This is a genomic window from Streptomyces sp. NPDC056987 (assembly GCF_042673865.1).
GTDB lineage: Bacteria > Actinomycetota > Actinomycetes > Streptomycetales > Streptomycetaceae > Streptomyces.
Genome location: NZ_JBHURV010000040.1, coordinates 25,340 through 37,083 on the forward strand (window position 1 = coordinate 25,340; position 11,744 = coordinate 37,083).

The following is an 11,744-nucleotide window of genomic DNA, read 5'->3' on the forward strand; positions in this document are numbered from 1 at the left end:
GCCTGTCTCTATTTATCAGGCAGGGTTCCTGATAATTTACTCCCCGCACCTGGCGGAGGTGTGTCAGGGGTGGGCCCGGGCAACGGGACACCCGACGGAGCGGGACCCTCAGGGGAGGACGGAACGGCATGCGGGCTGAAGCGGTCGGCGACATGCACGGCAAACACGACAAGCAGGGGTTGCGGCGGGCCCGGCTCGCCATCGCCGTCGTCTTCTGCGTGCACGGCGCGGTCACCGGCAGTTTCGCCACCCGGGTCCCCTGGATCCAGGAGCACGCCGGTCTCAGCGCGGGGCAGCTCGGTCTGGCGCTCGCCTTTCCCGCGATCGGTTCGGTGACCGCGATGCCGGTCGCGGGGGCGATCAGCCACCGGTTCGGCTCGCGCACCGCGCTGCGGGGGCTGCTCTCCCTGTGGACGCTGGCCCTGGTCCTGCCGTCGCTGGCGCCCAACCTCGTCACCCTGTGCGCGGCGCTGTTCGTCTTCGGCGCCTCGTCGGGCATGTCGGACGTGGTGATGAACGCGCTGGGTCTGGAGACCGAGGCCCGGCTCGACCGGTCGATCATCTCCAGCCTGCACGGCATGTGGAGCACGGGCGCCCTGATCGGGTCGGCGGCCGGCGCGCTCGCGGCCCATCTCGGCGCCGACGCGCGACTGCACCACCTGCTCGCGGCCCTCGTCCTCACGACGCTCGGCCTGATCGCCTGTCAGAACGTGCTGGACGTACGGAGCGCGCCCGAGGCGGAGGCCCCGCCGAGGTTCGCGCTGCCGCCCCGGTCCGCGCTGCTCATCGGGGTCGTCGGGTTCTGCGCGGTCTTCGCGGAGGGCGCGAGCCTGGACTGGTCGGCGGTCTATCTGCGGGACGTCCTGGACACCTCGCCCGGGGTGGCCGCCGCGTCGACGACGGCCTTCGCCCTCACCATGGCGGTCACCCGGCTCTCCGGCGACCGGGTGGTCGACCGGTTCGGCGCGGTACGGACCGTGCGCACCGGCGGGGTGCTCGCCGCGGCGGGCGGTCTGCTGGTGGTCGTCGCGCCGCAGCCGCTGGTCGCCATGGCCGGATTCGGACTGCTGGGGCTCGGGGTCGCGGTGGTCGTGCCGCTGGCCTTCGCGGCGGCGGGGCGCTCGGGTCCCAACCCGAGCCAGGCCATCGCGGGGGTGGCCACCATCACGTACACCTCGGGGCTGATCGCGCCCTCCGCGATCGGCGCGGTCGCCGACGCGACCTCGCTGGTGGCCTCGTTCGGGCTGGTCACGCTGCTCGCCTGCGGTCTGGTCGTGGGCGCGGGGGTGCTGCGTACGGGCGACCGGCGCACCGCCGCGAACGGGGCCGCCGACGGGGCGCGCGCCCCGGGCAACGAGCGGGCCGGCGACCCGGCGGCGGCCTCCGACCCCCTGGGCCCGGCCTGAAGGCCCGGTCCGAAGGCCTTGTCCGACGACCGCCGGGCGGAGCGGTCCGGTGGCGGCACTACGATGGGCGCTGATCTTTTTCGGCCACACAGCCGCCCGATCGGCTGAGAGCCTGTCGGGTGACCTCCGACCGGGCGCGGCCGGAGGTCACCCGACAGCCTCCGAGCCCGGTCCGGGCCGTGGCGGCGCCGGTTCCGTGCCGGACGCGACCCAGAAGTGGAGCACCACCCATGAAGCTCGGCGTGCGCTGGACCCTGCACGGAGACGGGCGCACGCCGGCACCGGGCGCCGTCGTCCGCCCCGACGAGCGGCTGTCGTGGCCCCGCACGGCGGGCCTCGGCGCCCAGCACGTGGTGGCGATGTTCGGCGCCTCGTTCGTGGCCCCGGTCCTGATGGGCCTGGACCCCAATCTCGCGATCATGATGTCCGGCGTCGCGACGGTGATCTTCCTGCTGGCGACCCGCGGCCGGGTGCCGAGCTATCTGGGGTGTTCGCTCTCGTTCGTCGGCGTGGCCGCGGCGATCCGGGCCTCGGGCGGCGACAGCTCCACCGTCACCGGCGCCATCCTGGTCGTGGGCGGCGTGCTCCTGCTGGCCGGGCTCGCGGTACGGCACTTCGGCGCCCGGATCATCCACACCGCGATGCCGCCCGTGGTGACGGGCGCGGTGGTGATGCTGATCGGCTTCAACCTGGCGCCGGTGACGGCCACCACGTACTGGCCGCAGGACCAGTGGACGGCGCTGCTGGTGATGGTCTTCACCGGCCTCGCCGTGGTCTGTCTGCGCGGCTTCTGGTCCCGGATCGCGATCTTCCTCGGTCTGGTCTTCGGGTACGCGATCTCCTGGATCTTCGACCGGGTCCTGGGCCGGATCCACTCCCCGGCGGGCGGCGCCGAGGCCGTCGACCACTGGCGGCTGGATCTGTCGGGCGTCGGCAAGGCCCCCTGGGTCGGGCTGCCGGACTTCCACGGGCCGAGCTTCGAGTGGTCGGCGATCCTGCTCGCGCTGCCGGTCGTGATCGCGCTGATCGCGGAGAACGCGGGTCATGTGAAGGCCGTCGGCGAGATGACCGGCGACCCGCTCGACGACGAGCTGGGCACGGCGATCGCGGCGGACGGTGCGGCCTCGATGCTCTCCACCGCCGTGGGCGGCCCGCCCAACACCACGTACTCCGAGAACATCGGCGTCATGGCCGCCACCCGCGTCTACTCCACCGCGGCGTACTGGGCAGCCGCCGGTTTCGCCCTGCTCTTCGGCCTCTGCCCCAAGTTCGGCGCGGTCGTGGCCGCGATCCCGGGCGGGGTGCTCGGCGGCATCACCGTCATCCTGTACGGCATGATCGGCCTGCTCGGCGCGCAGATCTGGACCAACGCCGGGGTGGACCTGCGTAATCCGCTCAATCTGGTGCCGACGGCCGCGGGCATCATCATCGGGGTCGGCGGGGTGAGCCTGAAGATCACCGACAATTTCGAGATCGGCGGGATCGCCCTCGGCACGATCGTGGTGATCACCGGCTACCACGCGCTGCGCGCCTTCGCCCCGGCGCATCTCAAGGGAACGGAGGGACCCGACGGAGCCGACAGGCCCGGCGGACCCGGCGGTTCCGAGGGACCGGGCGGATCCGGCGGAGCTGACGGACCCGACGAGCCCGCTCAGCCGGTCGCCAGTTCGTAGGCGTAGTCCGGGGTGAACGAACCCGCCGCCCCCTTGCAGCCGTCCGACTCCCCCGGCAGCTTCACCCACAGGTAGGCGTCGATCCGTGCCTCGCCCGTGTCGGTCGTCGGCGCCCGGCCCAGCGCCCGGCCCGCCGGATCGCACCACTGCCCGGCGGCCGGGGCCCCGTTGCCGTTCCGGCTGGTGTCGATCACCGCGCCGAGCCGGGCCGGGCCGCCGAGCGCGGCCAGCACCTGCCGGGCGTACGCCGCCTCGTCGGCGGTGCGGTGGAAGTTGGAGACGTTGGTGAAGATGCCGTCACCGCTGCTCGCGGCCCCGGCGGCCCGCAGCAGCGACGCCTGGCGCTCCGCCGGGTGCCAGCCGGAGTGGCCCGCGTCGAAGTAGACCCGCGCCTTCGGGGCGGCCGCGTGGATCGTCCGGGCCGCGCGGGCCAGCGAGGCGTACCGGTCGGCGCGCGCCGCCGCGTCGAGGCAGTCGGAGAGCGCGACCGAGTCGGGTTCGAGGACGACGATCGACGGTCCCGCGCCGAGCCCCGCCGCGAACTCCGCGATCCAGCCGTCGTACGCCGCGAGGTCGGGCGCCCCGCCCTGCGAGGCGCCCCCGCAGTCCCGGTCGGGGATCGCGTACGGCACGAGGACGGGCACCCGGCCCGCCGCGGCGGCCCCGGCCGTCACCGCGCGGACCTCCCCCGTGACGGCACCCGGGTTGTAGGCGGCGAACCAGACCGCGGCGGGCCGGTCCGCGATCCGCGACTCGATCAGCGGGCGCCGGGGGTCGTCGCGGTGCGCGGCGACCCAGTCGAGCACCTGGGACGCGGGATGGCGGTAGAGCGCGGCGTCCACGGGCCCGGCGCGCTCCGGGGAGCGGCGCCCGCCCTCCGGGGCGGCCGCCGACGGGGTGCGCGCCGCGGCCGTACGGGACGGGCTCGGCGCCGACAGCGGGGTGCTCGACGGCGGCGGCGAGGACACCGACGGGGCGGCGGCGACCCGGCTGGGCACCCCGGGCAGCGGCGCGAGCACCGGCGACGAGGTGGGCGCGGGCCCGGCCGTGTCCCGCTCGCCCCCTCCCGCGGCGGCGCTCAGCACACCGGTGACGGTGGAGACGACGACCACCGCCGAGGCCGCGACGGCCATGGCGTGGTGCCGTACGGCACGGCGCCGTTCGGCCCGTTCGAGCTGAGCCGTGGAGCGCCGCGCCCCTGTTCCCGCCACCTGGATTCCCCCTTCGCACGGTGCCCGGCCGGGCGAGCGCCGGGCCGGGCGAGCGCGAGCCTATGCCGGTGTGCGGGGCGCACGGACCCGGATCAGCGGGGTTCACGGCCCCGACCGGGGCACGCCGCACCGATGTACGCCCGCTTCGGTCGCCCGGGCCCGGCCGCGCTCGGCCCCGCTGCGCAGCCGGGCCTCCGCCCCGGCGCGGGCCGCCGGTGGACACCTGTCGTACGACGGGAACCGGAGGAACTCCCGGGCGGGCTCAGCCCTCCGGGAGCTCCACGGGCGCGAGTGCGTCGAACAGGTCGCCGGGCCCGGGGTTGACCGGGTCGGTGGCGCCGCCGAAGTGGCGCATCACCCCCCACACCGCGTTGAGCGCGGTCTGCACGGCGCCCTCGGCCCAGCCCGCCGTCCACGAGATGTCGTCCCCGGCCAGGAAGATCCCCCGCCGGTCCGCGGGCAGCCGGTCCTGCATGAAGTGGGTGAACAGCCGCCGCTGATAACGGTAGTGACCGGGCAGATTGGCCTTGAACGCGCCCATGAACCAGGGCTCGTTCTCCCAGGACACGGTCACCGGCCCGCCGATGAGGTGCTTCCTGATGTCGACCTTCGGATAGATCTCGCCGAGCGAGGTCAGCATCACCTCCATCCGCTCCTCCGGCGACAGGGGCAGCCACTTGAGGCTGTCGTCGCACCAGGTGTACGAGAGACAGATGACCGCCGGCCGGTCCGGCCCGTCGTCCAGCAGATAGGTGCCCCGGGTCATCCGGTCGGTGAGCGTCATCGACATCGTGTCGCGCCCGGTCGGCTCCCCCCGGTCGTCCACGGCCTCGTCCAGCCAGAACGGCCGGTCGACCGGCACGAACAGCTTGGAGGACTCCATGTAGTGGGTGCGCTCCATCGCCGTCCAGTGGTCGATCGGGAAGAGCGACTCGTCGCAGGCGATCTTGGAGAGCAGCAGCCAGGACTGGGCGGTGAAGACCGCGGCGCGGTACGTACGGATCCGCCCCGTGGCGTCCGTGACGGTGATCCGGTTGCCCGCCGTACGGTGCAGCCGGGTCACCGCGGGGCGCGGCGCGCCGTCGTGCAGCGAGGCGAGCGAGGTACCGGCCGGCCAGTGCGTGAGCTTGCCGGGCGCGCGCTCCCAGAGCCGCAGCGGAAGCTGCTGGCTGCCGCCGATGATGGAGCGGTGGTGGTCGTCGGCCTCGGTGTAGACGACCCGCAGGATCTCCAGGATGGAGTTCGGGAAGTCGGTGTCCCAGCCCCCGGTGCCGAAGCCGACCTGGCCGAAGATCTCCCGGTGCCGGAAGGAGGCGAAGGCCGGGGAGTCGCAGAGGAAGCCGTAGAAGGTCTGGTTGTCGAGCCTCTCGACCAGCTTCGCCCAGATCTCCCGGATCCGGGGCACGTCGCGCTCCCGCAGCGCCCGGTTCATGGCGGCGAAGTCGGCGCCCTCCTCCAGGGCGGTGTTCCAGGCGTCCATCACCTCGTGGAAGACGGGCGGCAGTTCGTCGACGGTCCGCGCGTAGTGGGAGGTGCCCTTGAGGTCGACCACGGTGGACGGGGTGCCGGGGGCCAGCGGGTTGGGGAAGGGCCGGGTCTCCAGGCCCACCAGGTCGATGTAGTGGCGCAGCGCGGTGGAGGACGGCGGGAAGCGCATCGCGCCCATCTCGGCGGTCAGCCCGGGGTCGCAGCCGTCGAAGCCGACGGTACGCAGCCGCCCGCCGATCCGGTCGGCCTCGTACACGACGGGCTTCAGCCCCATCTTCATCAGCTCGTACGCGGTGACGATGCCGGAGAGCCCGCCGCCGATGACGGCGACCTCCGTGCCGTGCTCGGCGGCGGGGATCTGGCCGAGCCCGGCGGGGTGGGCGAGGAAGTCGTCGTACGCGTAGGGGAAGTCGGGACCGGCCATGGTGACCGGCGGCTGCGCGTCGGTGTGCTGGACGGCGGTGGGCACCGTGGACGTCATGGGGTACGGACTCCTCGCGGCATAAGGGAGCGGGCGTGCGGGACCGGGTATGCGGGACAGGGCACGCGGGACAGGGGGCGGAACGATTCGGCGGACTCGCGGAGGGGCGGGGAGAGGAGGGGAGGTCAGCCCAGCGACGTGTAGAGCCCGGGGCGGCGGTCGTCCAGATACGGGTTGGCCGCGCGGGAGGCGGCCAGGAGTGCGCCGTCGACCTCGCCGAGGAGCAGTTCCTCGCCGCGTCCGGCGCGGGCGCGGACGGCTCCGTCGGGGGCGGCCAGACAGCTCAGCCCGACGAACTCGAACGTGTCCCGCTCACCGGCCGCGCCCTCCTCGCCGGTCCGGTTCACGTACGCCACGTACATCTGGTTCTCGAAGGCCCGGACCGGCACCATCGATTCCGCGACGAACTGGAACGGGTGCATCTGGGCCGTGGGCACCAGCAGCAGATCGGTGCCGGCGAGGGCGTGGGCGCGGACGTTCTCCGGGAACTCCACGTCGTAACAGATCATGATCCCGAGCCGCAGTCCGGCCAGTTCGGCCTGGACGACGGGGCGCTCCCCCGGGGTGAACCAGGTGCGCTCGAAGGAGCCGAAGAGGTGGGTCTTGCGGTAGTTGGCGAGGCGGGTGCCGTCGGGGCCGATCAGCTGCGCGGAGTTGTAGACCGCCCCGCTCGCCGGTGCGGGGTCCCGCTCGGGGTAGCCGTAGAGCACCGCGAGCCCGTGGCGTACGGCGATCTCCGCGACCGCCGCGCCGCCGGGGCCCCCGGCGGTCTCGGCGAGCCGGTGGACGGCGTCTCCGATGGCGTAGCCGGTGAGGAACATCTCGGGGCAGACGAGCAGCCCGGCCCCGGCCGCCGCGGCCCGGCCCGCGGCCTCGTCGAGCACGCGCAGACTGCCGTCGACGGAACCGGGCCGTCCCGAGCTCTGGAGCAGGGCGGTACGGAGCGGGGGCATGGCTGACCTCGGGCGGGGTGCGAAGGGGGTCCGGCGGGAGTCCGCCGGGACAGCTCGACCGTACGGTCCGGGCGCCGGGGGCGACAAGACGCGTCCGTTGCGCGCGAGCCATCGATCCGTTGCGTGTTCGGCGGCCCCGGCGGCGATTCGTTGTCCACGGGACGCGCGGCACCGGCACCGCGAGAAACCGGCGGTTACGGCGATCCGGCGGAGTGCCGGCGCAGCAGCGGGGAGAGGACGAGCACCGACTTCGTGCGCTCCACGTACGGTTCGCCCGCGATCCGCTCCAGGACCTGCTCGAAGTGGCGCATGTCGGCGGCGAAGACCTGGACGACGGCGTCCGCCTCGCCGGTCACGGTGGAGGCCGCCACCACCTCGGGCAGCCGCTCCAGGCCCCGCCGGATGGCGTCGGGCGAGGTGTTGCGGCGGCAGTAGATCTCGATGAAGCCCTCGGTCTCCCAGCCGAGGGCGGCGGGGTCGACCCGTACGGTGAACCCGGTGATCGCGCCCGTGGCACGCAGCCGGTCGACGCGCCGCTTCACGGCGGGCGCGGAGAGCCCGACGAGGGAGCCGATGTCGGCGTAGGAGCGGCGGGCGTCCTCGGCGAGGGCGTGGACGATGCGTTCGTCGAGTTCGTTCAGTCGCACTGTTGGTGGTTCATTTCTCTGTACGGGGGCTCCCCTGCGGGGGCTCCGTGCGGGCCCCGTGTGGGGGCTCCGCCCTCCCGTACCCGAACGGTACGGGAGTGCGGGAGAGCCGTCCGCCGGCCCGGTCAGCTCCAGCTGTGGTGCAGCGGCTTGCCCTCGGCGTACCCGGCGGCGCTCTGGACGCCGACGATCGCCTTCTCGGCGAACTCCGCGAGGGAGTTGGCGCCCGCGTAGGTGCACGAGGAGCGGAGGCCCGCGATGATCGAGTCGATCAGGTCCTCGACACCGGGGCGCGCGGGGTCCAGGAACATCCGCGAGGTGGAGATGCCCTCCTCGAAGAGCGCCTTGCGCGCCCGGTCGTACGCCGACTCCTCGCTCGTACGGTTGCGTACGGCGCGGGCGGAGGCCATGCCGAAGGACTCCTTGTAGAGCCGCCCGTCGGCGGACTGCTGGAGGTCGCCGGGCGACTCGTACGTACCGGCGAACCAGGAGCCGATCATCACGTTCGACGCGCCGGCGGCCAGCGCCATGGCGACATCGCGCGGGTGCCTGACCCCGCCGTCGGCCCAGACGTGCTTCCCGGCCTTGCGCGCCTCGGCGGCGCACTCCAGGACGGCCGAGAACTGCGGGCGTCCCACGCCGGTCATCATGCGGGTGGTGCACATGGCGCCGGGGCCGACCCCGACCTTGACGATGTCCGCGCCGGCCTCGATCAGATCGCGTACGCCCTCCGCGGCGACCACGTTGCCCGCGACGACGGGGACCTTCGGGTCGAGCGCGCGGACCGCCTTGACAGCGCTGATCATCGACTCCTGGTGGCCGTGGGCCGTGTCGACGACCAGGGTGTCGACGCCCGCGTCGAGCAGCTGCGCCGCCTTGCCCGCGACATCGCCGTTGACGCCGACGGCGGCGGCGATCCGCAGCTTGCCCGCGGCGTCGGTGGCGGGCGTGTAGAGGGTCGCGCGCAGCGCGCCCTTGCGGGTGAGGACACCGGCGAGCCGGCCCTCGGCGTCGACGGCCGGGGCGAGCTTGCGGTTGGCGTTGTCGAGGGTGTGGAACGCCTCGCCCGGGTCGAGGTCCGCGGAGATCAGCACCAGGTCCTTCGACATCACCTCGGAGAGCTGGGTGAAGCGGTCCACACCGGTCAGGTCGTGGTCCGTGACGATGCCGACGGGCTTGCGGTCGCCGTCGACCACGACACCCGCGCCGTGGGCGCGCTTGGGCAGCAGGGAGAGCGCGTCGCCGACGGTCTGGAACGGGGTCAGCACGATCGGCGTGTCGAGCACGAGATGGCGCGTCTTGACCCAGGAGATGACGTCGGTGACGACCTCGATCGGGATGTCCTGCGGGATCACGACGAGCCCGCCGCGCCGGGCGACGGTCTCGGCCATCCGGCGGCCCGCGATCGCGGTCATGTTCGCGACGACGAGCGGGACGGTGGTGCCCGTGCCGTCCGGCGAGGAGAGGTCCACGGCCTGGCGGGAGCCGACGGCGGAGCGGCTCGGCACCATGAAGACATCGTCGTACGTCAGGTCGTACGGGGGCGTGACGTCGTTGAGGAAACGCATACTGACTCTCTCACCTGCTGTTTCGCTTGAGGGGCGGGTGGGGAGTCAGCGACGGGCCCGGTGGGCCCCGGCTGCGGCTCCTACGCCATCATCACCGATCCGCCGGCGTTCTGGCGAACCTGCCGGCCGGCTCTGTACGTTCTGCCAGGGAGCCGGTGGTGATCTTCGAAGCATCCTCCGAAACCCCCGTCGAAACCCCGTCGAATCCCCCGTCGGCGCCTCAGTCGTCGTCCGGGTCCGCCCGCTCCAGCGCGGGGTGCGGGGCGGGAGTGAACTCCGTCAGCAGGAAGTCCGCCGCGGCGGTGTCCGTGACCAGGCTGGTGACCAGCCCGGAGCGGAGTACGGCCCCGATCGCCTCGGCCTTGCGCAGCCCGCCGGCGATCGCCACGACCTCCGGGATACGGCGCAGCCGGTCCGCCTCGACGGTGATGCAGCGCTCGCCCAGGTCGCGGCCGACCCGGCGGCCCTCCGCGTCGAAGAGGTGCGCGGACATCTCGGCGGCGACGCCGAGCGAGGCGTAATGGGTGCGCTCCTCCTCGGTGATCATGTCGTGGACCGTGGAGATCCCGGGCTCCCAGGAGCCGATGGAGACGGCCGCGACGGTGACCTTGTCGAAGTACTCGAAGGCGCGCGCGATCCCGGTCTGGCTGCGCAGCGCGGCGGCGGTCGCCGGGTCGGGCAGCAGCATCGGGGCGTAGATGGGGTGCGCCTCGCCGCCGGAGACCTGGGCGGCGCGCCGGACGGCCTCGACGGAGCCGCGCTCGGCGGTGCCCGCGTCGTACACGCCGGTCAGCTGGACGACCGTGCAGGGCGGCAGCCGGTCGAGCGCGGCGGCCATGTGGATGGTGGAGCGGCCCCACGCGAGACCGAGGACATCGCCCTCGACCACCAGTTCGCCGAGGAGGTCGGCGGCGACCTCACCGAGGTTCTCGGGGTCGGGCGACTCGTCCTCGCCCTCCGCGGGGGACTCGACGACGACCGCGTGCCGCAGGCCGTAGCGGGCGCGCAGCGCGTCGGAGCGCTCGGCGTCCAGCTCGGCGGGGACGCGGATCTCGATCCGTACGAGGTCGCGCTCCAGCGCGGTCTCCAGGACCCGGGCCACCTTGAAGCGGCTGACGCCGAACTCCTCGGCGATCTGGATCTTGGACTTGCCCTCCAGGTAGAAGCGGCGGGCCATGGCCGCCGCCTGCACCAGTTCCGCGGGTCCCATCCGCAGGGCTGGCCGACCCGCCGACATACCAGACACCGCGATCTCCTCACCTTTGTTCACACTCTGGACTCGCTGTTCATCCTGTCAGATCCAGCGGTCCTTGATCGGCCTCGGAAGGCCCCGTTCATGTTCCTGTGGCTCACTGGTCGCCCACCGGGGAGCCGCGCCGCGCGCCCCGTTCTCCGCGGGTCCGCGGGGAGCGGGTGCGGGTGCGCGGGCCGCGGGTGCGCGTCTCGCGGGTTCGCGGTTCGCGCACCCGGGGTTCCCCGGCCGCGGATCAGTGGCCGCAGGCCCAGGAGGCCGCGGCGGTCGCCTCGGTCGCCTGGTTGCGCAGCATCCGTACCGCCGCCGCCGGATCGTCCGTGCCGTACACCGCGGATCCGGCGACGAAGACATCGGCCCCGGCCTCCGCGCACCGCTCGATGGTGGTCGCGGAGACCCCGCCGTCGACCTGGAGCCACAGTTCGAGTCCGTGCTTGGAGATCAGCTCCCGGGTGCGGCGGATCTTCGGCAGCATGATGTCCAGGAACGCCTGTCCGCCGAAGCCCGGCTCCACCGTCATGATCAGCAGCATGTCGAGTTCGGGGAGCAGGTCCTCGTACGGTTCGACCGGGGTCGCGGGCTTCAGCGCCATCGACGCCTTGGCGCCCTTGGCCCTGATCTCCCGCGCCAGCCGTACGGGCGCGGCAGCGGCCTCCACGTGGAAGGTCACGGAGCCCGCGCCGGCCTCGACGTACTGCGGGGCCCAGCGGTCGGGCTCCTCGATCATGAGATGGCAGTCCAGCGGCGTGTCCGTCGCCCGCGCGAGCGCCTCGACCACGGGCACGCCCAGGGTCAGGTTGGGCACGAAGTGGTTGTCCATGACATCGACATGGAGCCAGTCCGCGCCGTCGACCGCCTTCGCCTCCTCGGCGAGGCGGGCGAAGTCGGCGGACAGGATGCTGGGGTTGATCTGGGCCATGTGCCAAGCCTGCCATGCTCCGGAGCACTTCCCGACCGCCCCGGGAACCCGGGTACCGACCAATCCCGTACGGGAATGGGCACAGTCCGCGCAATCCTCGCGTTTCTGTGGACAGATCCGGGTTTACGGAGAGATCGGCTTGACTC

General features: G+C 73.2%; 9 protein-coding genes. 2 read left to right on the top strand and 7 right to left on the bottom strand.

Annotated elements, in window-relative coordinates:
- The first annotated feature begins 128 nt into the window (after positions 1–128).
- Both ACFTZC_RS33655 and ACFTZC_RS33660 read left to right on the top strand, forming a co-directional pair.
- The gene (locus ACFTZC_RS33655; protein ID WP_382896238.1) at positions 129–1,406 is read left to right on the top strand and encodes an MFS transporter; all 1,278 of its coding nucleotides are present in this window, start codon (positions 129–131) and stop codon (positions 1,404–1,406) included.
- A 230-nt stretch (positions 1,407–1,636) separates the two neighbouring features.
- Positions 1,637–3,079, top strand: a complete 1,443-nt coding sequence (locus tag ACFTZC_RS33660) for a uracil-xanthine permease family protein (protein ID WP_382896240.1) — start codon at positions 1,637–1,639, stop codon at positions 3,077–3,079.
- On the opposite strand, the gene ACFTZC_RS33665 is transcribed toward ACFTZC_RS33660, so the two are convergent.
- From ACFTZC_RS33665 to rpe, 7 genes are all read right to left on the bottom strand, one after another.
- Entirely contained in the window at positions 3,058–4,290 is a 1,233-nt protein-coding gene (locus tag ACFTZC_RS33665) for a glycoside hydrolase family 6 protein (protein WP_382896241.1), read from the bottom strand. The two genes, ACFTZC_RS33660 and ACFTZC_RS33665, sit on opposite strands and share 22 nt — an antisense overlap.
- 262 nt (positions 4,291–4,552) lie before the next feature.
- Positions 4,553–6,259, bottom strand: coding sequence for a flavin monoamine oxidase family protein (locus tag ACFTZC_RS33670; protein WP_382896243.1), 1,707 nt, complete (start codon positions 6,257–6,259; stop codon positions 4,553–4,555).
- Between the two features lie 125 nt (positions 6,260–6,384).
- Positions 6,385–7,212 carry a carbon-nitrogen hydrolase family protein gene (locus ACFTZC_RS33675; RefSeq protein WP_382896245.1) on the bottom strand — a complete coding sequence of 276 codons (828 nt, stop codon included), beginning with the start codon at positions 7,210–7,212 and terminating at the stop codon, positions 6,385–6,387.
- A 194-nt stretch (positions 7,213–7,406) separates the two neighbouring features.
- On the bottom strand, positions 7,407–7,859 hold the full coding sequence (locus ACFTZC_RS33680) for an Lrp/AsnC family transcriptional regulator (protein WP_382896246.1): 453 nt from the start codon (positions 7,857–7,859) through the stop codon (positions 7,407–7,409).
- Between the two features lie 125 nt (positions 7,860–7,984).
- Positions 7,985–9,427 carry a GuaB1 family IMP dehydrogenase-related protein gene (locus ACFTZC_RS33685; protein WP_382896248.1) on the bottom strand — a complete coding sequence of 481 codons (1,443 nt, stop codon included), beginning with the start codon at positions 9,425–9,427 and terminating at the stop codon, positions 7,985–7,987.
- A gap of 220 nt (positions 9,428–9,647) precedes the next feature.
- Positions 9,648–10,697, bottom strand: coding sequence for a sugar-binding domain-containing protein (locus ACFTZC_RS33690; RefSeq protein WP_365815796.1), 1,050 nt, complete (start codon positions 10,695–10,697; stop codon positions 9,648–9,650).
- 217 nt (positions 10,698–10,914) lie between these two features.
- A complete protein-coding gene (rpe, locus tag ACFTZC_RS33695; protein ID WP_365815798.1) occupies positions 10,915–11,598 on the bottom strand; it encodes a ribulose-phosphate 3-epimerase in 684 nt (227 codons plus the stop codon).
- Between the last annotated feature and the right edge of the window lie 146 nt (positions 11,599–11,744).